Consider the following 24,477-nt stretch of genomic DNA (forward strand, 5'->3'; position numbering starts at 1 on the left):
CGCGTGGATGTGATGCTCAATTTAAGCCAGTTCTCTCAAGGATCAGAGCCATGACTTATGTTGTCACGGACAATTGTATTCAGTGTAAATACACTGATTGCGTTGCCGAATGCCCCGTCGATTGTTTCTATGAGGGACCGAACTATCTTGTAATCCACCCGGATGAATGTATCGACTGCGACGCGTGCGTAGACGCCTGTCCGGCAGGGGCAATTTTCAACGAAGATAACTTGCCGGAAGACAAGCGCCACTTCCTTGAACTGAACGAAGAACTGGCATCGATCTGGCCACAAATCACTGAGCAAAAGGAACCGCTTCCAGAGGCCGCGAAGTGGGACGGAGTTGTGGGCAAAATTGAACATTTGGTCAAGGTACCGGCCAATGCTTGACGCGGCCAGAACCAACAAGAGCGCCAGGCTTTTTGAGCGCGCTAAAAAGGTGATGCCCGGTGGTTGCAGCCGCAATACGATCTTGCGAAAGCCGCATCCGGTCTATGCTGAGAAGGGCCAAGGTTGCTTTGTTACGGATATCGAAGGGGTGCGGCGCATAGATTTTGCCAACAATGTCGCATCCCTTATTCACGGGCACGCCCATCCGGCGATTGTCGAAGGCGTCAAACCGCATTTGGAAAAAGGTTCGGCGTTTTCGGTCGGGACGGAGATTGAAGTTGACTATGCTGAACAACTTGTAGCGCGTTGTCCTAGCTTCGAGAAAATCCGTTTTGTGAACTCGGGAACCGAGGCTGTGATGAGCTGTCTCAAAGCCGCTCGTTCCTTTACGGGCCGCGCGAAAATCGCAAAAGTCGAAGGCTCGTATCATGGGCTTTATGACTACGCCGAGGTCAGCCAAACGGCCAATCCGTCGAATTGGGGGGCCTTTGATGCGCCCAACAGCGTGCCTGTCGCCTTTGGCACGCCGCAGTCTGCATTGGATGACGTCGTGGTAATACCATTCAACGATGCCGAGCGCGCCATTGCGATTTTGGATGCCAACAAAGACAGCATCGCAGGCGTACTTCTGGACTTGCTGCCCCACAGAATTGGTGTGATCCCGGCTTCAGATGACTTTGTTGAAGCCTTGCGCAAGTGGTCGACAGAGAACGACGCGCTGTTGATTTTTGATGAAGTCATAACATTTCGTACTGAATTTTCAGGCGCACAGCAGCTCTACTCTGTTCAGCCTGACCTGACAGCACTTGGCAAGATGATCGGTGGTGGGTTTCCGGTTGGAGCGATTGCAGGGCGTTCTGACGTGCTGGAGGTAATGAACCCGCTGAACGGTCCCGCTAAGTTTCCGCACTATGGAACATTCAGCGCAAACCCTGTCACGTTGACGGCTGGGTCCATTGCAATGTCGATGTTCGATGAGGACGCCGTTCTGCGATTGAATGCTTTGGCAGACTATGCCCGATCGTCCATCGGCGAAGCGATCAAAGTGGCGGATGTTCCTTGTTGCGTTACGGGGCGGGGCTCGATGTTCCGCATTCACCTTTGCGTAACGCCGCCAACGACTTACCGAAACGCCTTTGTACATCCCGCGCAGCAGAAATGCCTTTCGGTGCTTCTGGACCATTTTTTCGATCATGGCTTGATAATGGTTGAGACTTGTTCGGGCTTACTTTCGACGCCGATGACGTCTGCCGAGATTGACCACCTAGCGCAAACTGCGCTGGACGGGTTTCGTAAAATCAAACCGATGTTGTGATGCACGATAGCTGGATCGAATGGCCAAAAAATCAATGGACAAGACGATAGATACACTTGGCGACGCTGTATCTTGTGTAAGTGATGGTGCGGTTTTGATGATTGGCGGATTCGGTGGATCGGGTGCGCCTATCGAGTTAATTCACGCACTGATCGACCGGTTTCGTGCCACCGGCTCTCCCGGCAATCTGACAGTGATCAACAACAATGCCGGAAACGGGCGCGTCGGCATCGCGGCAATGATCGATGCGGGTATGGTTAAGAAAATGATCTGCTCGTTTCCGAGGTCCTATGATCCGCGCGCATTCCAAGACAAATATATGGCTGGTGACATAGAGTTGGAACTGGTGCCGCAAGGAACACTTGCCGAGCGCATCCGCGCGGCAGGCGCAGGTATCCCGGCATTTTTTACCCCCACTAGCTATGGAACCGAGCTTGCGGCGGGCAAGCAAGTTCAGGAGTTTGACGGAAGAGCCTATGTAATGGAGCGCTGGCTTAGCGCTGATGTTGCATTTGTTAAGGCAGAGTTGGGCGATACGCACGGCAATCTGACCTATCGATTGGCGGGTCGGAATTTCAATCCGCTTATGTGCATGGCCGCGGCCAATACGGTGGCTCAAGTCCGGCGCGTTGTCGATCCTGGCGAGATTTGCCCGGAAACTATTGTGACGCCCGGAATTTTTGTGAACGCGATCGTTTCCGTACCCACCTCACAGCAGGAAGAGGTGCTGATCCGCGCCGGGAATGTTTACTCATGACCTGGGCGAAACTGACTAACGCGCAGATCGCATGGCGTGCCGCGCAAGATATTCACGACGGTGCCTATGTCAATCTTGGCATTGGGTTTCCCGAGTTGATTGCCAAATTCCAGCCTGCGGGGCGACAGGTGACCTATCACACCGAAAATGGCGTGTTGGGTTTTGGCGAAGCGCCCGCCAGCGGTGAAGAAGACTGGGACCTGATCAATGCTGGCAAGAAAGCGATCACATTAAATGTGGGGGCGTCGGTCTTTCATCAAGCCGACAGTTTTTCGATGGTGCGCGGCGGACACCTCGATTTGGCCGTGTTGGGTGCTTACCAGGTTTCGCGGAACGGGGATCTTGCAAACTGGCGCGTGGGCCGTAAAGGCGTCCCGGCTGTAGGTGGCGCGATGGACCTTGTGCACGGAGCAAAACAAGTGGCGGTGATTACTGACCATGTGACCAAAGACGGCCGACCAAAGCTGGTGGATGAATGCACATTTCCGCTGACCGGTGTTGGATGCATTACCCGCGTTTATACGTCGCTGGCCGTTGTCGATATTCAGGACGGACGGTTCTGGCTTCGAGAGAAGTTGTGTGGTCTTTTGGTTGAAGAACTTCAAGCGATGACGGGCGCGACACTGCATATTGACGCCGACGTCAGAGAGCTTTCACCGCCCGAGTTGGACCAATGACCGAGGTCTATATTTGCGATTTCATCCGCACGCCAATTGGCCGATTTGGCGGCTCTTTATCTTCGGTACGTGCCGATGATCTTGGGGCAATACCATTGAAGGCGCTGGCAGAGCGTAATTCCGGGTTGGATCTTGAAGCCTTAGACGATGTGATCTTCGGCTGTGCCAATCAGGCCGGAGAAGACAACCGCAACGTCGCGCGCATGTCATTACTTTTGGCTGGCTTTCCGATCGAGGTGCCGGGTACGACTATAAACCGGCTGTGCGGATCAGGAATGGATGCAGTAATCACCGCTGCCCGCGCGATCAAATCCGGCGAAAGTAACCTTGTCATCGCTGGTGGGGTAGAAAGCATGTCGCGCGCGCCGTTCGTGATGCCAAAGGCCGTACGAGCATTTAGTCGCGACATTACCGTCCACGACACGACCATTGGCTGGCGGTTTGTCAATCCTCTGATGGCGGCGCGATATGGTGTCGACGCGATGCCCGAGACGGCAGAAAACGTGGCCCAAGACTTTGGGATCAGCCGTCAGAAGCAGGACGCCTTCGCACTTCGATCACAGGAAAGGGCTGCGGCTGCATTTGGTCGTGGGCGCCTGAAGCGTGAGATTACTCCTGTGCCGATCAGCGTAAAAACTGAAAGTTTGATCGTCGATGCGGACGAGCATCCGCGCCCAACGACAACGATGGAAACGCTGGCAGGTCTGAAAGCCATTACCGGGACGAATGGGACTATCACGGCAGGAAATTCTTCGGGCGTGAATGATGGTGCGGCGGCAATGATACTTGCGTCCCATTCTGCAGCCAAAGCGCACGGGCTGACACCTATTGCAAAGGTGCTCGGTGGCGCGATGTCCGGCGTTGAACCGCGGGTGATGGGCATTGGCCCCGCCTCAGCCACCAAGAAACTATTGGCGCGGCTTAATCTGAATCAACGTGACTTTGACGTCTTTGAGCTGAACGAAGCATTTGCAAGTCAAGGGATTGCGACGCTGCGCGAACTTGGCATTGCCGACGACGATGCGCGCGTTAACCCAAATGGAGGTGCCATTGCACTTGGGCATCCGTTGGGAATGTCCGGCGCGCGGATTACAGGAACGGCGGCGTTGGAGCTTCGCCTTTCAGGCACAAAGCGGGCGCTGGCCGCCATGTGCGTAGGCGTTGGTCAGGGCGTCGCCATTGCAATCGAAAACTGTTAGTGGCCTGCGCGGCTGAATGTTCAGCTGATTTTCCTTAACTCGTCGGAATTGCCAACTTTGTCTTGAAATGGCTTCCAAGGTGCGCGGCTGCTGTGGTCGTTCGCTTCCAGTAGCTTCAGCGTCAATTGCATGAACTGCTGGTATTCAGCATCCGATAGCGGGCTGACCAAACGTGTTTGGGCGCGCATCATGCCCGGTTTGACGCTATCGACGAGCTCTTTTCCACTTGCCGTGATTTTGGCGAGTTTAGTGCGTCGGTCCGCCGGATCACCGGGACGCTCCAATAGGTCACGTCTGTCCAATCGTCGGATAACATCTGCAGCAGTGTTTCTGTCAACACCGATCATCGTAGCGATTGTCACCTGATCCCGAGCCTTGCCATCGTACAATACAGTCAGAACCCCAAACTGAACTGGCGTCAGGTTAAAAGCGGCACATTCTTCAAGGAACATTGCAACGTGAATTTGGTGCAGCCGGCGGATCAAGTGACCCGGACGATCTGTAAGGTCTTCAAAATCTTGGTCAGAATCTGGCATGAGCTCGTTGGCTAAGAGGCTTGGTAAAGTTTCACGGCACCGTTAGCAGAGTATATTCTAATTCGCTAGAACAGATGACGCGCGAATTCTCCAAAATCTGTCGAGTCTAAGGTTCAGCAAACTCCTGTTTTTGAGTCTATTCCTTTGACTCTCTCAAAATAGGGAGTATGCTACCTAAATATTCCATGGTGAGATGTTGTTGTGGAGTTTTGTCAGGGAGAAGAAGATGAGTTGGACAATTGGTGTGGATGTCGGCGGAACCTTTACCGACTTCTTTGCCACAAACGACGATGAAGGATTGTTCCACGTCTACAAAACGTCTTCGACGCCCTCGAACCCTGCGGACGCCATCTTAAACGGCCTGGATGCCATGTGTTCCAAGTTCAGTATCCCTATGGATCAAATCCAGAGGCTGTCGCATGGAACCACCGTCGGAACAAATGCCCTAATCCAGCGAACTGGAAGCCGGGTTGCCTTGGTAACAACAAAAGGCTTTCGTGACTTGTTGGAGATCGGGCGGCAAACGCGCCCACACATGTATGATCTTCAGGCCGATCATCCGGCCCCTCTTGTCGATCGAGAGTATCGCATCGAGTTGAACGAACGGATTGGCGCACAGGGTGAGGTCGTTCGCGCTCCTACTGCCGAAGATATGGAAAAGGCAATTGACGAAGTTGTCGACGCATCCGCCGGTGCTTGCGCAATTGGTTTCATTTTTTCATTCCGCAATGACACGCACGAACAGGCATTTGCCGATGCGCTTCGCAGACGCGCGCCAGAGGTTGCGGTTTCGATATCGTCCGAAGTGCAGCCGGAATTTCGCGAATACGAGCGCCTATCCACGACCGTTCTGAACGCATATCTGCAGCCAGTCATGTGGAAGTATCTTGAAACTCTGGAAGACGGGATTGCAGACCGCGCCAAAAGCGCTAGCCTTGGGATCAACCAATCCAGCGGTGGCCTCATGTCGGTGCGCAGGTCACGAGAATTTCCCGTTCGAACAGCATTGTCGGGTCCGGCCGCCGGTGCAGTCGGCGCAGCCCATGCCGCGCGTCAAACTGCGCGCAGCAACATCATTACGCTCGACATGGGCGGCACCAGTGCAGACGTCGCCCTGATCCGCGACTATAAGGTCGATCTGGCCTTTGACCGGGATGTGGCCGGGTTTCCAATTCGCATGCCGTGCGTTGACGTCGAGACCGTTGGTGCTGGCGGCGGTTCGGTTGCGTGGTTTGATCGCGATGGATTGCTGAAGGCAGGGCCAAAAAGTGCTGGCGCGTATCCCGGACCGGCTTGTTATGGCAATGGCGGCGATGAGCCGACAACGACAGATGCTAATCTATTGTTAGGTCGCTTGTCGTCGCGTGGATTGCTGGACGGCGACATGGGCCTTGACCCGGAACTGTCGCGGCAGGTTTATCAGCCAATTGCCGACAAACTTGGGTTCACCGTCGAAAAGACCGCGCAAGGCGTTCTAGGAATTGTGGTTGCCAATATGGTCCGCACAATCCGTACAATATCGGTTGAACGCGGTCATGATCCGCGCGATTTTGTTCTGATGCCGTTCGGTGGTGCCGGACCGCTTCACGCGCGCGACGTTGCGGTAAGCCTTGGTATGAAGGAAATGATTGTGCCTGCTGCGCCGGGCATCGTTTGCGCACAGGGCTTGTTAGTGTCTGATCTGAAAGAAGATTTTGTCACGAGCCACCGCATTGCAATTGATTCTGACGGAATAACGGCATTAGCCAACGTGGTCGAAGTTCTGAATACGCGGGCACTGGAATGGTTTGAAAGCGAAAGTGCGCCAAGCGATGGGCGCGCAGTTCAGCTTGTCATAGATGCACGCTACGTCGGACAGAACTTTGAACTTTCTGTTCCAATCGCCGCTGGCGCCAGTCTGACAAAATGTGATGTGCCGGACGCTGCAGTAATAAATCGGGCATTCTGCGACGCCCACGAACAGGCATACGGCTATGCTAGCGAGGTCGATCCGATTGAAATCATGAACGTTCGGCTTTCCGCAAGCGCAACGCTGCATCGGTTCGAAGACAAACCGGCGGTCGCCGGCGACCCGGGAGAACCAAAAGTGCGCTCCGCACGCAAAGTATATTTTAACGAAGAAGCCTCGATTGAAACGCAGATTTTCAACCGCGCAGAAATGAAACCCGGGCAGCGCATCAGCGGTCCGGCTATTGTCGAACAAATGGACACTACGACGCCGGTTTACCCGGGGGATGTCGCGGAAATGACGCCTGATGGGCATCTGATCATAACCATTGATCCAGGAGTTGTTGCATGACCCCGTCAACTGAAACACTGGATCCGATCCGGCTGGAGATTATCGCCAATGGTCTGCGTTCAATTGCTGACGAGTGTTTTGTCGCGCTGATGCGGTCGTCGTATTCGACCAATATCAAGGAACGCAAAGACCATTCGATTGCCATCGTCGACAGGCAAGGTCGGCTGGTCGTGCAAGCGGAATTAACGCTGCCCATTCACATCGCTTCGATGGGCGGTTTGATGAAATGTGTGCTGGAGAAGTTTGGAGACGATATTCACGAAGGCGATATCTTTGTCGCCAACAATCCCCACACCGCAGGCGGGACGCATCTTCCTGACATCAACTATGCAATGCCGATCTTCATCGACGGCGAAATCGTCGCCTTTGTCTGCAATATCGCGCACCACGCGGATATTGGCGGCATGGTGCCGGGTTCGATGGCCGGCGGCATGTCCGAGATCTATCAGGAAGGGTTACGCATTCCTGTGGTCCGCTTGTTTCGAAGAGGCGTTCTACAGCAAGACATTATGGACATCTTAATGCTGAATGTCCGCGTGCCCGAGGAGCGTCAGGGTGACCACAACGCGCAGATTGCGTCCTGCCGATTGGGCGAGCGACGCTTTAAAGAGGTCGTGCAAACTCATGGTTTGCCCAGCGTTCTGAAGGCGTTTGACGAAATCATCTCGCGCACCAATCAACGGATGAAGGACACCATCAAGCAAATCCCAGATGGCGTCTATGAATTCAAGGACCACATGGATTCTGACGGTCTCGATACCTACGACATCCCAATATGCCTGAAGCTCACCGTCAACGGTAACCGCATCCATCTGGATTTCGCGGGAACCAGCCCGCAGGTTAAGGGGAACATCAACACAACGCTAAATGCCGTGCAGGCGAGCGTGAACTATGCTCTGATTGGCGCGTTGGACAGCGACATGCCATCGAATCAGGGGGTTCTGGATGCCGTTGATATCAGCTGCGAACCCGGCACATTGCTGAATTGCGTGTTCCCGGCACCGGTGGCCGCACGCGCCCACGCCTGTCAGCGAGTTATCGATATTGTTCTTGGTGCGTTGTCTCAGGCAATTCCTGACAAGGTTATTGCGGCGGCAAATGGTGCAAACACCACGGCGGTATTCTCCGGCGTCGATCCTAGAACCACAAAACCATACCTTTACTTCGAGACCATTGGAGGCGGTATGGGCGCACGCGCGACAAAGGACGGCAAAGATGGAGTTCAGGTTGGGATTACCAACACTTCGAACTTGCCCGTGGAATCCATCGAACAGGAATATCCGCTGCGCGTTGAAGAATACGGCTTTGTGGAGGACTCGGGCGGAGCTGGGCAGTTCCGCGGCGGCATGGGGCTGCGGCGGGTTCTGACGCCCGTTGACCACGAATGCGTTTTCAATGGCGCGGGTGAGCGATTTCGATACCAACCCTGGGGATTATTCGGTGGCCGACCGGGTGCATCGGGCAGGTTCCTTTTGGAAGACGAAAATGGCGAACGACGTCTGGACGACAAGCCCAATGAGGTGGAGGTAGCCCTTGGCACGAAAGTGACCATCGAAACCCCTGGTGCAGGCGGCTATGGATCGCCCAAAAATCGCAATGCTGCTGCAATTTCCGAAGACGGGCGTAGCCGGAAATACAGCGATGAATTCATCAACAAAAATTACTCTGAAACCGCCTCGGGAGGTCAATAGTCATGCGCGTTTATTCAATGGTGCGACCCAAAAAGCTGTCCTTGATCCCAAAAGCGATGGAGCGCGCAGAACGGCTTGGCTATGATGGAACAACTTTACTTGAGTTGACTGTTCCGCCGACGCTTTCTGCTGCTGCCGGTGCGATGTTGACCAAAGATATTAAGATGATGTCCGGTGTTTTCGTTGCGTTTCCACGCAGCCCGATGGCGACCGCTTATGATGCATGGTCTTTGAACGAGCTATCTGGCGGGCGGTTTCAGCTTGGAATTGGCAGCCAAATCAAGGCGCATCTGACACGCCGTTTAGGCATGGACTTCCAGCCGCCGATCCGCCGCATGAAGGATTACATAAACGCCCTGAATGCAATTTGGGATTGCTGGCAGAACGGCACGAAACTTGACTACGATGGGATTTACTACAAGCACAATCTGATGATCCCCTACTACAACCCCGGTCCCCTGGAAACGGGCAAGCCGGAAATACATCTTGCAGCGATCAACAAATTGATGTGCCGCCTGTGCGGCGAGGTGGCAGACGGCCATCTGCCCGGCGACCCGATCACCTGGAAATGGCACGAGGAAGTCATGTTGCCAAATCTGGAAATTGGGTTGGCGCGCTCCGGCCGCACGATGAAAGATCTGGACCTTGGCGGCTACGGATTTATTGGGTGTGCAACGTCAACCGAAGGACTTGATACGGTCGCCAAAGGATTAAAAGAGCGTGTTGCCCTTTACGCGTCGACACCGGAATACAAAGAGATGCTCAGCATGCATGGCTGGACTGTCGATCAAGAGGATTTCGCGGCGCTAACCAGAGAAAACAAATGGGAGGAGATGGGCGAGCTTGTGTCGGACGACATGCTTGAGGCATATGCGGTTATTACGTCGCCCGCAGACCTGCCTTCAGCGTTGGCAAAGCGATACGGCGGCAAAGTCGATCGTATCCAGATTGACGAAACCTGGTTTGATGGGTTGAGCGATGAACAAGTTCAGACATTGGTGACAGAAATCAAGAAGATCCCGGGTCATCGCGATGGCTGAGCGATTTCTGCGGGATTCAGACACACGCGACTTCGCGGCGGAGGAATGGGCAAGACTAAACGCCCGTGACCCGTCGGAACTTGCTGTCGCCGAGATTGACCGCGAGCTTAGCGTTCAAGAACTGATCCAGCAGGCCAGAATGCGCGCGGGCCAATTTATTGCACGTGGCGTTGAGCAGGGTGACCGCATCATCGTAGCGCGCCCGAATGTTATTGAATTCGTTGTCGACTATTTGGCTGTTCGGCTTTGCGGCGCGGTTCTGGTCAACCTTCCCTGGTCGGCGGGCACGTCCATCACGGAACTTACAGACATTTTGGATGCGAAAGTGGTTGTAATTACTGAACACCTTGTTGGTGACAAACCCCTTTTTGATCGACTTGGTGAAAGGCGGTTTTCTGAAAATGAGGTTGCGCCCATTGGCCCCTCGGAGCCCATTCCAACGCGCGGCGACGCGCTGGCATGGCTCGCCTGCACGTCGGGGACAACCGGCACACCCAAGGCTGCAATGCATACAGGCGCAACCTGGCAACGACAGACCGAGGTATTTGCCCAGCATTTCGGCCTGACCAAGGATGATCCCATACTGGTTTCTTCGCCAGTGGGACATGCGGTTTCATTGTTGTTCGGAGTTCGGTTTTCGCTGTTGTTGGATTCTCCTATGGTGTTGGTATCGAGGTGGAAAATCAAAACAGCTGTCGAACTGATCGAAAGATATGGATGTACATTTACTGTGGCTCCTACACCTTTTTTGGTCGACATGGTTTCTTATGCCGAAGCGCACGGCAACGACCGCGTCAAGACATTGAAGTTCTTTCCTTCCGCTGGGGCGCCAGTACCAAGAACACTGGTTCGCCGTGGCTTAGAAGCCCTGCCGGATTGTCAGGTATGGTCTTATTTCGGAACGTCGGAAGCCGGTGCGGTCACGGCTGTTCCGCTTGACGCAGATTTGGACAAGCGATTGGATACTGACGGGATTGCGTTGCCCGGCACCGAAACACGCGTCGTCGATGAAGAACTGCAACTTTATAGCCCCGAGCAAATGATGAAGGGATATTGGTCAGGCGACCCCAATGGGCGGTTGCACCAAGATGGTTGGTATCAGACCGGGGATGCTTGTGAACAGCGCGAGGACGGATACATCAAGATGGTGGGCCGGGCGCAGGATATCATCCTTCGCGGCGGTGAAAATATCTCGCCGCTTGAAATTGAGAATACAATCTTAAGCTACTCTCAGGTCGAAGACGTTGCGATAGTGGGTTATCCTGATGATCGCCTAGGTTCGCGGCTTGCCGCCGTAATTGTTTGCGCTGGAGATGTAGAACTGGAAGACATTCGTGAACACTGCCGCAGCATCGGGTTAGATCGCGCTAAATGGCCGGAATTCATGACAAAAGTTGAAAAAATTCCTCTGTCCGCCATCGGCAAGGTGCTGCGCGGAGAACTGGAAGATTTGGTTTGGAACTTGATAAAAGACACAGACCGGAAAGCTTCATGAGATGACTGTGAGACACAACAATCTGTCAATTGAAGACATTCAGGAACGGATCACACGGTCAAAGTTCCATCAGATGTATGACCCAAGGGTTCTGGAAGTCGACAACGATGCCATGATGATCAAGCTACGGGTTTCCATGCGCCCGGAATTTGAAAGGCAGCCAGGTACCGGCCAATGGCACGGTGGAATTATTGCCTCGCTGGTCGATATTGCGGGTGTCTATGCGCTATTGTTGGTTGCACGTGGACCGATTTTGACGCTGAATTTTAGTACAGACTTTTTGCGTTTGGGGGTTTCTGAACAACTCTATGCGACCGCAACAGTCCTTCGGGCCGGAAGAACCGTAGGCTTCGTTGATGTCAGCATTGTTGACGACAATGGTGCAGTAATTGCCACTGGACGCGCGTGCTATGCCATCCGGCCGGACAAATCTCAGACTTGAACCTGAAGGGTGCTGAAATGACCGAATACTCAATTTCCATGAACATCGCGATTATCGGTGGCACCGGCGCCTTGGGTTCTGGATTGGCGCTGCGGTGGGCGCGGGCTGGGCATAGCGTGACAATTGGCTCTCGCGATGCAAGCCGTGCGGCGGAAGTTGCTTCCGAGCTGTCAGACAAATCGGGCCAAGTCATTCTAGGTCTTGAGAATTCCGCTGCGGCGGAAGCAGCAGAACTTGTTGCTATGGCGGTTCCTTATGCAAGCCACGCTGCGACGTTGGACACCATCAGGCCGCATCTATCTGGCAAGATCTTTGTTGATGTTACGGTTCCGCTTGTGCCGCCTAAAGTTCGAACTGTTCAATTGCCTGAAGGCGGATCAGTGGCAAAAAATGTCCAAAATGCATTGGGGGAGGAAGTTCGGGTTGTTTCAGCGTTCCAGAACGTTGCGGCGGCGCATTTGAACGACCTGGGCCACGCCATTGACTGCGATGTGCTAGTGTGTGGGAACGACAAGGCGGCGCGTGGAGTTGTCATCAAACTTGCCGAAGATGCCAATATGAAGGCATGGCACGCTGGCCGTATAGATAATTCTGCTGTTGCTGAAGCGCTGACATCCATCCTGATTTTAATGAATGGAACCTATAAAATCGACGGTGCCGGAATTAGGATCGTTGGCGAACCACAAACTGACGTAACAGGCTAGTTGGGGACCGGGCGTGCAGGATCAGATCATTCTCACGCCAATTGACGGCCTTCCGCTGGTTGAAGCCGACGACGATCTTTCCAAATTGATTTCGACCGGATTGGCAGACAATCAAGTGCGGCCAGAAAAGGGAGATATCTTAGTTGTCGCGCAAAAGATCGTTTCCAAGTCCGAAGGACGCACGGTTGATCTAAGATCAGTCTCGCCCGGTGTTGAAGCGCAAAAACTGGGCGCAGAAATTCAGAAAGACCCGCGCGTCGTTGAGCTTATTTTGTCCGAAAGCCGCGCGGTCATTCGTAAGAAAACCGGGGTACTGATTGTCGAGCACAGCCGGGGTTGGATTATGGCGAATGCGGGCATTGACGCTTCGAATGTTGCCTCGTCCGGAGGAGCAGAAAACGTTCTTTTGCTTCCGGTTGATCCCGATCTAAGCGCTACAAAAATTCGCGATCGGCTCGTTGCGCATTTCGAGTGTGATTTGGCAGTCGTTGTTTCTGACAGCTTTGGCCGCCCATGGCGAATCGGCACAACCGGCGTCGCTATTGGCGCTGCTGGTCTTCCCAGTTTGTGGGACCGGCGCGGCGAGGTGGATATTTTCGGTCGCGAACTTTTGGTTACACAGCAAGCAGTTGCAGACGAAATTGCGACAGCGGCGTCGCTTTTGCAGGGGCAAACGGCAGAGCGTCGACCTGTTGTGCACATTCGGGGTCTGAAATTTTCACACCACCAGTCTGCCGTCAATCGACCGGCTTCGGATCTGATCCGCGATGCAAGCGAGGATATGTTCAGATGAGTGGACAGGTCATCATGCTGTCGGGCGGCGTTGGCGGCGCGAAACTGGTCCTTGGCATGTCGCATGTTGTCGAGGGCAATAATCTACTTGTTGTTTGCAACACGGCCGATGATTTTGACCACCTTGGATTACGCATCTGCCCCGATATCGACAGCGTGCTGTACGCCCTTGCGGGACTGTCCGATCAAGTGCGCGGCTGGGGACGCCGAAACGAAACCTGGACGTTCATGTCGGCCCTGAAATCGCTTGAAGGCCCTGACTGGTTCAACCTGGGAGACGGGGATCTTGCAACCCATGTGGTGCGAACTGAACTACTGCGCCAAGGCAAGACACTTGGCGAGGTCACCGCAACCTTAGCCAGGCGGATGGGCATTCAGGCAACCATTGTTCCCATGTGCGATCAGCCGGTCTCAACGAGTGTTCTCACCCAGGACGGTCGATTAAATTTTCAGCACTATTTCGTACGCGAGCAATGCAATCCAATCGTCACAGGGTTTGAATTTGAAAACATTCAAGCCGCGCGCCCACAATCGGATTTGGTGACAACTGCCAGGGACCCACTGGATGCAATCGTTATCGCCCCCTCGAACCCTTACGTCAGCGTTGATCCAATCCTTCAGATACCTGGCCTGAGAGAGGCATTGCAAAATGCGCGCGCCCCGATCGTTGCGGTATCTCCGATAATCGGTGGTCAGGCGATAAAGGGGCCGGCTGCGAAGATGATGATGGAACTTGGCAAGGATGTGTCGGTGCTGGGAATTGCACGGCATTATTCAGGCCTGATCGACGGTCTTTTGATTGATGAAGCAGATGAAACTTTGGCCACCGAAATCGAAGACTTGGGAATAACTGTCCGCATCGCGAAAACCCTAATGACAGACGTGGAAAGCAAAGCGGGTTTGGCGGAAGAAACGCTGTCGTTCGCGCGTGGGCTGGCGGCATGACAAACGTGCTGATCCCGGTGAAGTCTTTAAAGACCGCTAAATCTCGACTTTCAAATGTTCTGCGCCCGGAGGCTCGATCAGAGCTGGTATTGGCAATGCTCACTGATCTTTTCGTGGCGCTAAAATTTTGCGAGCTTGACAGAATTTGGTTGATTGGCACTGACCGCGCTGTTTTTGATGTTGGTAAGAAGTTCGGTGCGAACGTCATTCATGAAGAAAATTCAACCGGTTACAACCGAGCAATCCGATTGGGTCTGCGAAAAGTTGATGTCGAAGGGCCTGTGGTGATCTTGCCAGCTGATTTGCCCGGAGCAACGACGCAGGATCTAAACAGTCTGATATCGCCCAGCGCAGCGGTTGGGCCGGAAGTTCGAGTTGTTCCTGATAAGCAGCAATTCGGGACAAACGGCCTGTATTTATCTTCGCCAGACCTTATGAATCCGGCATTCGGAACTAACAGTTTCAAAAAGCACTTACGTGGCGCCGGATCAGTAAAAGCCCGGGCAATCCCATTGCCGTTGTCCAGCCTTGCGGACGACATGGACGAAGAGACTGATTTTCTGGACTTCGCAAAGGCGGGAAGCTGCAGGAATTCAATGTCTTTCACACAAAGACTTTTGGACGGTTTCGATCTGCAAAACGCAACTTCAAGGAGCGTCGCATGACATTGCCAACGATAGACACTTCAAGCGGAACGCCAATGAGTGAGGCAGACGCCTTTTCTCTTTTGAATGTTCCCCAAGACGAGTTGATGTTGCGTGCCGCCAAGATCCGAGACTTTGGGCACGGGCGTCTGGTCAGCTATTCTCGCAAAGTCTTCATCCCGCTTACAGAGTTATGCCGTGACGTTTGTCATTACTGCACATTCGCAAAAACACCAAAGCGCATAGAAGCGCCGTATCTAAGTGCCGAACAGGTTCTGGAGATTGCGCGAGCAGGGCAAGCGGCGGGATGTAAAGAAGCGTTATTCACGCTCGGAGATAAACCGGAGCTGCGTTATCAGGCTGCGCGAGATGCGCTAATCGATATGGGGTATGCTTCAACCCTTGAATATTTGCGCGCGATGGCAGAGCTGGTTCTTAAAGAAACCGGCCTTCTGCCCCACCTGAACCCCGGCATTATGACCACAGAGGAAATGGCATCGCTTCGAGAAGTGTCAGTCTCGATGGGCATTATGTTTGAATCGACGTCGCCCCTATTGTTGCAAAAAGGCGGGTGCCATTTCGGGTCGCCGGACAAGGATCCAAATGTCCGACTTGCGACAATCCGGGCTGCCGGCGAGCTCAAAATCCCTTTCACCAGCGGTATCCTTATTGGCATTGGCGAAACACGCGCGGACAGGATCGACAGCCTGATAAAGCTGCGCCAGCTTCATCTGGATTTTGGGCATATTCAGGAAATTATTATTCAGAATTTCCGAGCCAAACCCGGGACCAAGATGGCGAACGCGCCCGAGCCAGATCTGGCGGACCTCCAATGGACGATTGCAGCTGCGCGGCTGATTTTCGGCCCGGGCATGTCAATTCAGGCGCCACCGAACTTGTCAAACGGCGGGGCCGGGCTGATCGCCGCGGGTATCAACGACTGGGGCGGCGTTTCACCTGTCACACCGGACCATGTAAATCCGGAGGCCCCGTGGCCGCACCTTGATCAATTGGCAACGGATACTGCAGAGAGTGGAAAAATCCTTGTGGAAAGGCTGGGAGTCTATCCCGAATTTGCCCATCAAAGGGACACTTGGCTGGCTACAGACCTTAGAAAGCCGGTTCTGGATTTGATCGACGCGGATGGTCTGGCCCGGACTGATCCCTGGTCGCCGGGTGAAGGGGAAAATAGATTACCAACCCTTCCAAGTTCGCCGGCCTTGCTGCCCGATATATCGTTGTCACGGATTTTGGCCCGTGCTGATCGCGGGGACATCACCACAGAAGTTGAAGTTTGCCGTCTTTTTGCGGCGCGCGATGGTGAAGTGGCCGACATAAAGCAAGCTGCGGACGAAATGCGCCGCCGGGTTAATGGCGACACTGTGAGTTATGTTGTTACGCGGAACATCAACTATACGAATATCTGCTATTTCAAGTGCCGTTTCTGCGCATTCTCGAAAGGTAAGATGAGCGAAAACTTACGCGGCCGCCCCTATGATCTGGGTATTGATGAAATCGTTGCCCGCGCCCGCGATGCCTGGGAGCGCGGCGCGGTCGAGGTTTGCCTTCAAGGCGGCATTCACCCTAAATATACCGGTCAGACGTATCTAGATATTCTTCGCGCAATCAAATCCGAACTGCCTGGGATGCATGTTCACGCATTCTCGCCGCTTGAAGTGTTTCAAGGCGCAGCGACACTTGGTCTGACATTGCGCGAATTTATCGCACGCCTCATAGACGAAGGGTTGGGCAGCCTTCCGGGGACCGCGGCCGAAATTTTGGACGACGAAGTTCGACAAGTTCTATGCCACGATAAAATCAATACGAATCAATGGTTTGATGTTGTTGGCACGGCACACGAACTGGGACTTAAAACGACTGCTACCATCATGTTCGGCCATATTGATCGACCAATACATTGGGCGCGGCACCTGCTGCGTCTGCGCGATCAACAGATGCGGACGGGCGGTTTTACCGAACTGGTTCCATTGCCGTTTGTGCACATGGAATCGCCGATCTACCTGAAGGGCGGTGCCCGAAAGGGGCCGACATGGCGAGAGTCTTTGTTAATGCACTCGGTTGCGCGCCTGACGCTTCATCCTCACATCACGAATATTCAGGCATCGTGGGTGAAGCTTGGCCCGGAGGGTTTGGCCGCTTGCTTAAACGCCGGCGCAAACGATGCTGGCGGCACCCTGATGGACGAAAGCATCACCCGGGCTGCTGGCGCCGAGCATGGACAGGAAATGACGCCTGAACGGATGGAGAGTGTCCTGGCAGGAATTAGACGTGCGCCACGCCAGCGCACGACACTTTATGGAGATGCAGCGCGATCCCGGCGGTCGGCATCCTTCAATTAACACTCAATCTTGAACTTGGACTGTTAGCCGATCAGCTCAGGCAACCATGTAGCGATCTGTGGGAAGGCGATGATCAGGCCAATACCGATGATAAACAGGATCACGAATGGCCAGATGGCCCTGTAAACGGCGTTGATCGGCATATCCGGAACAACGGCTTTGAAAGCAAATAAAGTATATCCGAATGGCGGTGTGATCGCGCCAAGCGTGATGTTGATCAGGAACAATAGCCAGAACCAGACGGGATCAAACTCAAGAGCTGTGACAACGGGTTGATATATGGGAATTGTCAGCAGGATGACCGCGATTGTGTCGATGAACATGCACAGCAGGAAGGGTACTGCGAGCATGATGATGAGCATGACCAAAGGTCCATATCCAAGGTTCGCGACAAGCTCTACCAATTGTCCGGTTGCGCCGGTGAAAGCTAAAAGCTGTGTGAACATCTTGGACATGGCCATGATCGCTAGGATCATCGCCGAGACTGTGATCGAAGCCATCACGGACTCCCAGATCATCTTGAAACTTAAGTTTCTGTAGATGGCAGCTGTTAAGAGTGCACCGATTACTCCGGTGGCTGCGGACTCGGACGGTGTTGCAATCCCGAGAAGAATGAACCCCATGACCGAGAAGATCACGATAACAAATGGAAGTGTTCGAACGAGCGCGAACAGCATTTCACCGGCGGTAACGTCGTCTCTTTCGCCGTCAACGCTTGATGGTGCTTTTGAGGGGTCAAGCGCGATGCTAATAAAGACGTACACCAGGAAAACACCGGCCATCATGATACCTGGCAAAATTCCCGCGATTAGAAGTTTTGCGATTGAAACATCGGCCAGCGATCCAACGATGATTGCCAGCAAACTTGGCGGAATGATGGGCGCAAGACTGGCCTCGCTGATGATCAGCCCTGCAGCAATATCGCGATCGTATCCACGATTGATCATGCCCGGCATGATAGCTCGGCCCAGCATCGCTGCCACGGCCATTGCGACACCTGAAAGTGCTCCGAATACAGCCGACAGGGCCACAACAAGCACGTATTGGCGCCCACGCACCCGCCCGACCAGCTTGTCGATCGAGTCGAACAAGACATCCATCGTTCCGGATCGAAACAACAATTCGCCCATAAGGATAAAGAGTGGAATTGAGGCCAAAGAGGTGGTCGTAACTGTATCGAAAATGCTGTTTGCGAACATCGGAAATCCAAACGGGCCGATGATGACGTAAACCCCCGTAAGGATGGCAAACAGAAACGCCAGGAATATCGGTGCGCCCGAAAGAAATAACGCGAATAGAATTGCCAGCCCGGCCAGAAGTGTGACATACCATTCCATCAGCCAACACTCCCTTGTGCGCCACTTGCCTCGACAAACTTGGAGGGAGGCGCATGTCGCAACATGTGAAGCGCGCTAAGCAACAGTCCAAATGTTATGAAGCTGGAAACCCACCATTGTGGGATTGGAACGATTGCAAGGGTTTCGATCCCCTTCGTGAATTGCCGCATGTTTTCCTGAAAGCTGATCCACGCCGCCAACGACAGGCACGAAAACCCGACCAAATTTACAAATGTATGGACCATTCGAGCGGCCCTGGTGGGTAGTAAATCGACCAAAATCGTCACTGCGACGTGCCCGCGATCTTTGGTAACTTGTGGCAATGCCAAAAATATTGACGCAGCCAAAGCATAGGCAACATAGTCACTTGCCCAGGCTGTTGGTGCGTTGAAAAAATACCGCGTGACAACTTCGTAAACATAAGACGCAACGATCGACATCAATCCTACCGAGGCCAGAACCGAAGCAACAAAGGTCAATCTGTCGTGGAGTGACGCCAATAGTTTAAGCAAACGCATATCGTTTTCCCATGTTTAACTGGCCGACGATTTTTCGCGAACTTCAGGCTGGACGAGTTTATGGACGTGCACCCCCCACCACATTACTGGTGGGAGGCGACAATACTACATGCCTTGCGAGGCAACGAAGTCGCGGAAGGCTTCTCCTGCGGCACCGGACTGTGAAATCGCAACATTCATGGCTTCGTCGGCAAACAACTTATTTGCCTCGGCAAGCGAGTAACCAATGCTAGTCATCTCTGCGCCTTCGGCAACCATGGCGGCGTTTTCTTCTTCCAAGAGGTTATTGAAGAACCCGACCATATTTTGCTCAAGTTTGTGGCCAGCCTCCAGCAGCGTTGTCTGCGTTGCCGCATCGAGTGCGTTCCATTTATCGAGGTTCATCAAGATCAAGTAGGAAACCAACCCAAATGCCGGTTCTGCCAGATAGGGCGTCACTTCGTGGAATTTGAAGCCGACGGCCCCAACGCTTGGCCAAACCAACCCGTCAATAACGCCTTTTTCAGCCGAGGCATAAAGCTCGCCGAATGGGATGACGACGGCAGTTGCACCAAGAGAGCCGACGATCTGGTTATAGGAAGGCAAAGCGCGAATTTTCATGCCGTCCAGTTTGGATCCGGGGTCCATCGGCTCTTTCAAGAAGAAACGAAATCCGGTCGCTGCTGTCGGGATCGACAGTACTTTGAGGTTTTGCGTTTCCTGATAGTGGTTGTCGATCCAGTCCCAAACGCCCGTGGCGCGGCGTTTTTCAATATCCGGATCTACAGCATCGATAGCGGCACCAATTCCAGTGGTGCCGGTATGATACAGGCCGTGGGTGTAGATCATGTCGAATACACCAGCCGTTAGTGGTTGTAGTTGCTGGCCCGCTGGAACGACTTCTGGACCGCTTGGCGAAATGTCGATTTCCCCACCGCTCATTTCTTTGACAAGTTCGATATAGCCATAGGCCATATTGGCTGTGCCGGAATGATTGCCGCCCCAAGCCGTGAGCATTTTCATATCTTGCGCAACAGCCATGGACGTTGATGCAACGAGCCCAACGGCTGCTGTCGCAACAAGCTTAGTGAATGCGTTCATAATCATCTTCTCCCAAGTTGTAGTTCCCAATTTCTGGGGGCGCGATCCGCTTAAGAGACGGCTTTCTTGACGCCCGGTGTGTAAACTATGGAGTATACGTCCTATTTTGTCGAATCATATTTTGCCCCCTCTTTAAGCATTTGATATATAATATTTTTAGGAAAATGCCGCCGATCTAAAAATCCGTAGAGACGGAAAAACTACTCATTCAGCTCTCCGAAGGAAAATTTGCCGGCCTCGACAATAGGGCACTCAGATTTGTTGGTTTGGGGCATTGGATCGTCAATCGTGAAAACGATGGCTATCAGGATTGGAAAGCGCTAAACAAAAATTTACGTAGCATACTACTGATTTATGCGTATGCTAGTGTCTGAAGTCAGCGCCTATGGGTCCAATTAGGTTAATTTGATAAGAGAGAGTTGTTGGCTCATCGTAACCACTGAGGAGTGGGACATGAGACAGACAACTGGAACTCGCAGGAGCCCCGGCGAGAAGATCGTCAAAGAGATCAAGCGCGCGACGCGCAAACAGTATTCGTCAGAAGAGAAGATCCGGATCGTGCTGGATGGCTTGCGTGGCGAAGACAGCATTGCTGAGTTGTGCCGTCGTGAGGGAATATCTCAAGGTATCTACTACAAATGGTCCAAGGACTTCATGGAAGCTGGCAAACGGCGGCTTGCTGGAGATACGGCGCGTGCGGCTACGACCGACGAAGTCAAGGACCTGCGCCGCGAAGCCCGAGACCTGAAGGAGGTCGTTGCCGAGCAAACACTGGAACTGCGTCTTCTCAAAAAAAGCATGACCGGCGGTGGGGGCGACCAAGAATGAGGTATGCTGCATCTGAGAAGTTGGAGATCATCCGGCTTGTTGAGGGGTCGCATTTGTCTGCTCGTCGAACATTGGCAAAGCTGGGCATCCCCCGCACCACATTTTACCGTTGGTATGATCGGTATCGGCAGCGCGGCGACGCTGGCCTTGTGGATCAAGCGCCTAAGCCCAGACATGTCTGGAACCGCATCCCCGACGAAGTCCGGCGCAAGGTCGTCAAGCTGGCGCTGCAGGAGACGGAGCTGTCGCCGCGCGAACTGGCAGTGACGTTCACGGATCGGGAGCGCTACTTCGTCTCGGAATCTTCAGTCTATCGGGCCCTGAAGGCCCACGATCTGATCACCAGCCCGGCCTTTATCGTGCTCAAGGCGGCAAACGAGTTCAAAGACAAGACCACTGCGATCAACCAGCTTTGGCAAACCGACTTCACCTATCTCAAAGTGCTTGGCTGGGGCTGGTTCTATCTCAGCACAATCCTGGACGACTACAGCCGCTACATCATCTCGTGGAAACTCTGCACGAACATGCGGGCAGAGGACGTGACGGACACCCTGGATTTGGCGCTACAAGCATCAGGGTGCGATCAGGTTCACGTCATCCACAAACCCCGCCTCCTCAGCGACAACGGGTCCAGTTACGTCTCTGGCGATCTGGCTGAATGGCTGCAGGACAAAGGCATGAAGCATTCTCGGGGCGCACCATATCATCCCCAGACACAGGGCAAGATCGAGAGGTGGCATCAAACCCTGAAGAACCGCATCCTATTGGAGAACTACTTCCTTCCGGGAGACCTCGAAACCCAGATCGAAGCCTTCGTCGATCACTACAATCACAAGCGCTACCACGAGAGCCTGAACAACGTCACACCCGCCGACGTCTACTTCGGGCGTGACAAAGCCATTCTAAGACAACGGGAAAGGATCAAACGAAAGACGCTCGAAGCGCGGCGCTTGCATCACAGACAGCGCGCCGCATAATAACATCAACCAGACGAGCCAAACTCTTTACTTGTTTAAGCAACTCTTGGTTCCCAAAACCCTGACGACGGACAGATCACTTATATGTGCACGCCAACAGGACCGACATGGCTTGTCGGCGGTTCGATCCCACCGATCTCGGCTGCGATGGCCTTGATGTGACCACCGGCAACCCTGCCGACATCCGCCAAAACCTCCGGGCTCTCGACAACCACTTGTGAGTAACCGCCACCTTCGGTTTTGACCATCGTATAGCTGACAAAGCCGGGGATGCCCTGAAGCATTTCGCGAACTCTGTCCGCCTCGGAAAAGAGCCGTTCATAGAGAGCGTCCGCGCCCTCGCCGGTATAGACATTGCAAATCGCATGCATATTTTTCACTCCATTTCTTGGGTTTGGGGGGTGACGGACTAGTTTTGGTTCAATCACCGCGCCATTATTTGTTTACGGCAGAATCGACCGTTACGACCGGGGCGCCAAAGCTGGCAAAGGCCTCGGCGATGCTTTGCGGCATTGGAGTCACCGCAATAATCGAGTCGGTGGTCCATGCACCCAAAAATTTGGGAAGGGTGTCTCCCAAAGCCTGAACATGGCCAAAGAAAGCAGCCTCGTTTTCGAAAAGTTCATAGCCCCTGACCTGATCGCCAATCACCACAATGTCCCAGATGAGCGTGCCGTCAAAATCCGCGATCGCGGCCGCGCCTTCTTCAATGATGGCGGTCATGTCTGCAACGGTAACGCCTTCATTCAAAGTCGCTTCGAATATGTATGCAAAGTCATCGCTTGAATCGGCGACTGCCGCGGTTCCCGTTGCCAAAATCGCGGTCGCTGACAGCACCAAGGCTCCAGCCATCGTTTTCTTAAGTCCCAATTTGATCCCTCCTAGACAGTTTGTTTTGGACACAACAAAACCTTAGTGGTCGGGGATGGGTCACTGGAATTACCCGTTCCGATGTGCTGTTAGTCAGATATGACTAACTCAAATGACCATTCGCCCGGGATTTCAGCCTTCCTTGCAGTGCTGCGAACGGGTTCGACCCTCGCTGCCGCAAAAGAGTTGGACATCTCGCAGGCAACTGTTGCGCGGCGCATAAGGGATCTCGAACGCTCCCTCGGTGTCATGTTGTTTTAAAAAGATACCCGGGGGTCTCGTCCGACCCCTCAGGCGCGCAAACTGCAGCACGCCGCGTTGGAGATTGGGCAAAGCATTGCGCAGTTCTCTCGGATCGCTGATGAATTGCGGGCCGAGGAAAATGGCCATATCACGATTGGCGGTCCCAGCCCGATTTTCGACCTCGAGGTCTCGGAAATGCTGAGCGAGTTTGTCGCAAGATACCCGGGCACCAAATTTATCATTCGCGCCTCGAACAAGAAGGAAGAGGTATATGACGGGACGGCAGATGTCGTCTTTGCGTTTGAAAGGATGCCCGACGATCCCGATACAATTTGCCGACGCGCCGGAACGCTTCAAAATGGCTTCTATGCGGCGCACGAGTACGCAGCGATCAACGGCCTTCCGGCGTCCGAGGCCGATCTGGGCGATCACAAATTCATCAGGATTGTCGGCAAGGATTTTCCGCCAAGCATTGTCGATTGGATATCCGAGCATGTGGCGGACGAGCAAATCGTCACAGAAGTGACAAACCTTGAGACCTTGTTCACGGTAATCAAGATGGGTCAGGGCATAGGTCCGCTGCCGTCAATATTCGGCGACCCGATGGACGGCGTAGTACGGGCATTCCCTCCACCCAAGGTGCTCGACATGCCAAGCTGGATGGCAATCAGTCCGCACGCGGCGCATCGCCCCAATGTACGAAAATTTGTCGAGTTTTTCGCGCCACGGTTCAAGCGATTGAGGAACTCGCGCATGTAGCGGCCAGGACCGGGCCAGACACTGCAATGCGAGGCAGTTTCTCAACAGTAGGCACAGAAAAGGGGGGTGCCGCGTGAACTGCATTTGCATTGTCCGGAGTCTCTGCCGACGTGGGTGCAAATGCAGCATAGTGAATTCGGCCTGGAAGGCTTAAGTTGGAGACGGCCCAAAGCTGCCATCCACAAGGAACGATGTCGCCGCATCGCAGCTTCCCCAGAGCAGACATTCATGCATCTTGCAGCATTGGGGTAGGTCCTAGGTCTGCAACGCGGACTTTGCCGTCATTGAATTTTCGGGCTTAGCCAACGCAGCTATTTTTCGCAATTGCGGCACTCTTTTCGTCATGATGTAGCTTTCGTTATGATGTAGCGCATGCCACCGAAATAGTCGTTCGATGGCCTCGATTTGGCCCGGACCGAATTTGTACTTTCGCCGCAATCTGATAGGACAACTCAGACGCAGTCCAAACAAACTATCAGTTATGCTCCCATTCTGAGCATGCTAGTGAATGCCGTGGCGATCATCCTCCGATAAATAGGTTGGCTCAGTTATGTCGCTGGTTTCTGAGTGTTTGTCTGCG

24 protein-coding genes are annotated in these 24,477 nt (G+C 53.6%); 18 read left to right on the forward strand and 6 right to left on the reverse strand.

Features of this window, described 5'->3' with window-relative positions; genetic code table 11:
* Nucleotides 1–50 precede the first annotated feature (50 nt).
* Genes GKR98_14050 through pcaF form a run of 5 tightly spaced genes read left to right on the forward strand, consistent with a single transcriptional unit; the run spans nt 51 to nt 4,337 of the window.
* Nucleotides 51–389 (forward strand): DUF3470 domain-containing protein, encoded by a 339-nt coding sequence (locus tag GKR98_14050; protein QMU59214.1) that lies wholly within the window; start codon nt 51–53, stop codon nt 387–389.
* Complete coding sequence (locus GKR98_14055; protein QMU59215.1) at nt 382–1,704, forward strand: aminotransferase class III-fold pyridoxal phosphate-dependent enzyme; 1,323 nt, start codon at nt 382–384, stop codon at nt 1,702–1,704. Before GKR98_14050 ends, GKR98_14055 begins: the two co-directional genes overlap by 8 nt.
* 34 nt (nt 1,705–1,738) lie before the next feature.
* Nucleotides 1,739–2,461, forward strand: a complete 723-nt coding sequence (locus tag GKR98_14060; protein QMU59216.1) for a 3-oxoacid CoA-transferase subunit A — start codon at nt 1,739–1,741, stop codon at nt 2,459–2,461.
* The gene (locus GKR98_14065; GenBank protein ID QMU59217.1) at nt 2,458–3,138 is read left to right on the forward strand and encodes a 3-oxoacid CoA-transferase subunit B; all 681 of its coding nucleotides are present in this window, start codon (nt 2,458–2,460) and stop codon (nt 3,136–3,138) included. Before GKR98_14060 ends, GKR98_14065 begins: the two co-directional genes overlap by 4 nt.
* Nucleotides 3,135–4,337, forward strand: coding sequence for a 3-oxoadipyl-CoA thiolase (gene pcaF, locus GKR98_14070; protein QMU59218.1), 1,203 nt, complete (start codon nt 3,135–3,137; stop codon nt 4,335–4,337). The genes GKR98_14065 and pcaF overlap by 4 nt, the downstream gene beginning before the upstream one ends.
* Nucleotides 4,338–4,357: 20 nt before the next feature.
* Here pcaF and GKR98_14075 read toward each other — a convergent pair whose 3' ends face one another.
* Nucleotides 4,358–4,873: a MarR family transcriptional regulator gene (locus GKR98_14075; GenBank protein QMU59219.1), complete on the reverse strand. Its 516-nt coding sequence runs from the start codon at nt 4,871–4,873 to the stop codon at nt 4,358–4,360.
* A 226-nt stretch (nt 4,874–5,099) separates the two neighbouring features.
* Here GKR98_14075 and GKR98_14080 point away from each other — a divergent pair, with 226 nt between their 5' ends.
* From GKR98_14080 to cofH, 10 genes are read left to right on the forward strand one after another with little or no spacing between them, the layout of a single operon-like run.
* Complete coding sequence (locus tag GKR98_14080; protein ID QMU59220.1) at nt 5,100–7,172, forward strand: hydantoinase/oxoprolinase family protein; 2,073 nt, start codon at nt 5,100–5,102, stop codon at nt 7,170–7,172.
* A complete protein-coding gene (locus tag GKR98_14085) occupies nt 7,169–8,863 on the forward strand; it encodes a hydantoinase B/oxoprolinase family protein (GenBank protein QMU59221.1) in 1,695 nt (564 codons plus the stop codon). The genes GKR98_14080 and GKR98_14085 overlap by 4 nt, the downstream gene beginning before the upstream one ends.
* Before the next feature lie 2 nt (nt 8,864–8,865).
* Nucleotides 8,866–9,903 carry a TIGR03617 family F420-dependent LLM class oxidoreductase gene (locus tag GKR98_14090; GenBank protein QMU59222.1) on the forward strand — a complete coding sequence of 346 codons (1,038 nt, stop codon included), beginning with the start codon at nt 8,866–8,868 and terminating at the stop codon, nt 9,901–9,903.
* Nucleotides 9,896–11,398 (forward strand): AMP-binding protein, encoded by a 1,503-nt coding sequence (locus GKR98_14095; protein ID QMU59223.1) that lies wholly within the window; start codon nt 9,896–9,898, stop codon nt 11,396–11,398. The genes GKR98_14090 and GKR98_14095 overlap by 8 nt, the downstream gene beginning before the upstream one ends.
* A gap of 1 nt (nt 11,399) precedes the next feature.
* Nucleotides 11,400–11,840, forward strand: coding sequence for a hotdog fold thioesterase (locus tag GKR98_14100; GenBank protein QMU59224.1), 441 nt, complete (start codon nt 11,400–11,402; stop codon nt 11,838–11,840).
* A 17-nt stretch (nt 11,841–11,857) separates the two neighbouring features.
* A complete protein-coding gene (gene npdG, locus GKR98_14105; protein ID QMU59225.1) occupies nt 11,858–12,544 on the forward strand; it encodes an NADPH-dependent F420 reductase in 687 nt (228 codons plus the stop codon).
* Nucleotides 12,545–12,557: 13 nt separating this feature from the next.
* Entirely contained in the window at nt 12,558–13,337 is a 780-nt protein-coding gene (gene cofE / locus GKR98_14110) for a coenzyme F420-0:L-glutamate ligase (protein QMU59226.1), read from the forward strand.
* Nucleotides 13,334–14,281 (forward strand): 2-phospho-L-lactate transferase, encoded by a 948-nt coding sequence (locus GKR98_14115; protein QMU59227.1) that lies wholly within the window; start codon nt 13,334–13,336, stop codon nt 14,279–14,281. Before cofE ends, GKR98_14115 begins: the two co-directional genes overlap by 4 nt.
* Complete coding sequence (gene cofC, locus GKR98_14120; GenBank protein ID QMU59228.1) at nt 14,278–14,946, forward strand: 2-phospho-L-lactate guanylyltransferase; 669 nt, start codon at nt 14,278–14,280, stop codon at nt 14,944–14,946. The genes GKR98_14115 and cofC overlap by 4 nt, the downstream gene beginning before the upstream one ends.
* Nucleotides 14,943–17,285, forward strand: coding sequence for a 5-amino-6-(D-ribitylamino)uracil--L-tyrosine 4-hydroxyphenyl transferase CofH (gene cofH, locus GKR98_14125; GenBank protein QMU59229.1), 2,343 nt, complete (start codon nt 14,943–14,945; stop codon nt 17,283–17,285). Before cofC ends, cofH begins: the two co-directional genes overlap by 4 nt.
* A gap of 23 nt (nt 17,286–17,308) precedes the next feature.
* On the opposite strand, the gene GKR98_14130 is transcribed toward cofH, so the two are convergent.
* The 3 genes from GKR98_14130 to GKR98_14140 all read right to left on the reverse strand — a co-directional run bounded on the left by GKR98_14130 (nt 17,309) and on the right by GKR98_14140 (nt 20,226).
* Complete coding sequence (locus tag GKR98_14130) at nt 17,309–18,622, reverse strand: TRAP transporter large permease subunit (GenBank protein ID QMU59230.1); 1,314 nt, start codon at nt 18,620–18,622, stop codon at nt 17,309–17,311.
* Entirely contained in the window at nt 18,622–19,140 is a 519-nt protein-coding gene (locus tag GKR98_14135) for a TRAP transporter small permease subunit (protein QMU59231.1), read from the reverse strand. The genes GKR98_14130 and GKR98_14135 overlap by 1 nt, the downstream gene beginning before the upstream one ends.
* A 105-nt stretch (nt 19,141–19,245) precedes the next feature.
* Nucleotides 19,246–20,226, reverse strand: a complete 981-nt coding sequence (locus GKR98_14140) for a hypothetical protein (GenBank protein ID QMU59232.1) — start codon at nt 20,224–20,226, stop codon at nt 19,246–19,248.
* 447 nt (nt 20,227–20,673) lie between these two features.
* On the opposite strand from GKR98_14140, the gene GKR98_14145 reads away from it, so the two are divergent.
* Nucleotides 20,674–22,025, forward strand: a protein-coding gene (locus tag GKR98_14145; GenBank protein QMU59233.1) for an IS3 family transposase whose coding sequence is annotated in 2 segments (ribosomal slippage) — nt 20,674–21,010 and nt 21,010–22,025 — 1,353 coding nt in all. Because the reading frame shifts where the segments join, the coding sequence is not laid out codon by codon here.
* 80 nt (nt 22,026–22,105) lie between these two features.
* Here the strand turns inward: GKR98_14145 and GKR98_14150 are convergent.
* Nucleotides 22,106–22,396, reverse strand: coding sequence for a hypothetical protein (locus tag GKR98_14150; GenBank protein QMU59234.1), 291 nt, complete (start codon nt 22,394–22,396; stop codon nt 22,106–22,108).
* 64 nt (nt 22,397–22,460) lie between these two features.
* The gene (locus tag GKR98_14155) at nt 22,461–22,895 is read right to left on the reverse strand and encodes a hypothetical protein (protein ID QMU59235.1); all 435 of its coding nucleotides are present in this window, start codon (nt 22,893–22,895) and stop codon (nt 22,461–22,463) included.
* Nucleotides 22,896–22,994: 99 nt separating this feature from the next.
* Between GKR98_14155 and GKR98_14160 the strand changes: the two genes are divergently transcribed.
* Nucleotides 22,995–23,156 (forward strand): LysR family transcriptional regulator, encoded by a 162-nt coding sequence (locus GKR98_14160; protein ID QMU59236.1) that lies wholly within the window; start codon nt 22,995–22,997, stop codon nt 23,154–23,156.
* 42 nt (nt 23,157–23,198) lie between these two features.
* On the forward strand, nt 23,199–23,897 hold the full coding sequence (locus GKR98_14165; protein ID QMU59237.1) for a hypothetical protein: 699 nt from the start codon (nt 23,199–23,201) through the stop codon (nt 23,895–23,897).
* The last annotated feature ends 580 nt before the right edge of the window (nt 23,898–24,477 follow it).

Source organism: Boseongicola sp. (assembly GCA_014075275.1).
GTDB lineage: Bacteria > Pseudomonadota > Alphaproteobacteria > Rhodobacterales > Rhodobacteraceae.

Coding starts and splice junctions, on each gene's coding strand:
- GKR98_14130 (QMU59230.1), bottom strand. CDS start 18,622: ATGGAATGGTATGTCACACTTCTGGCCGGGCTGGCAATTCTATTCGCG.
- GKR98_14095 (QMU59223.1), top strand. CDS start 9,896: ATGGCTGAGCGATTTCTGCGGGATTCAGACACACGCGACTTCGCGGCG.
- GKR98_14135 (QMU59231.1), bottom strand. CDS start 19,140: ATGCGTTTGCTTAAACTATTGGCGTCACTCCACGACAGATTGACCTTT.
- GKR98_14055 (QMU59215.1), top strand. CDS start 382: ATGCTTGACGCGGCCAGAACCAACAAGAGCGCCAGGCTTTTTGAGCGC.
- npdG (QMU59225.1), top strand. CDS start 11,858: ATGACCGAATACTCAATTTCCATGAACATCGCGATTATCGGTGGCACC.
- GKR98_14060 (QMU59216.1), top strand. CDS start 1,739: ATGGACAAGACGATAGATACACTTGGCGACGCTGTATCTTGTGTAAGT.
- cofC (QMU59228.1), top strand. CDS start 14,278: ATGACAAACGTGCTGATCCCGGTGAAGTCTTTAAAGACCGCTAAATCT.
- GKR98_14115 (QMU59227.1), top strand. CDS start 13,334: ATGAGTGGACAGGTCATCATGCTGTCGGGCGGCGTTGGCGGCGCGAAA.
- GKR98_14160 (QMU59236.1), top strand. CDS start 22,995: ATGACTAACTCAAATGACCATTCGCCCGGGATTTCAGCCTTCCTTGCA.
- GKR98_14150 (QMU59234.1), bottom strand. CDS start 22,396: ATGCATGCGATTTGCAATGTCTATACCGGCGAGGGCGCGGACGCTCTC.
- GKR98_14085 (QMU59221.1), top strand. CDS start 7,169: ATGACCCCGTCAACTGAAACACTGGATCCGATCCGGCTGGAGATTATC.
- GKR98_14065 (QMU59217.1), top strand. CDS start 2,458: ATGACCTGGGCGAAACTGACTAACGCGCAGATCGCATGGCGTGCCGCG.
- GKR98_14090 (QMU59222.1), top strand. CDS start 8,866: ATGCGCGTTTATTCAATGGTGCGACCCAAAAAGCTGTCCTTGATCCCA.
- GKR98_14075 (QMU59219.1), bottom strand. CDS start 4,873: ATGCCAGATTCTGACCAAGATTTTGAAGACCTTACAGATCGTCCGGGT.
- pcaF (QMU59218.1), top strand. CDS start 3,135: ATGACCGAGGTCTATATTTGCGATTTCATCCGCACGCCAATTGGCCGA.
- GKR98_14050 (QMU59214.1), top strand. CDS start 51: ATGACTTATGTTGTCACGGACAATTGTATTCAGTGTAAATACACTGAT.
- GKR98_14080 (QMU59220.1), top strand. CDS start 5,100: ATGAGTTGGACAATTGGTGTGGATGTCGGCGGAACCTTTACCGACTTC.
- cofH (QMU59229.1), top strand. CDS start 14,943: ATGACATTGCCAACGATAGACACTTCAAGCGGAACGCCAATGAGTGAG.
- GKR98_14100 (QMU59224.1), top strand. CDS start 11,400: ATGACTGTGAGACACAACAATCTGTCAATTGAAGACATTCAGGAACGG.
- GKR98_14140 (QMU59232.1), bottom strand. CDS start 20,226: ATGATTATGAACGCATTCACTAAGCTTGTTGCGACAGCAGCCGTTGGG.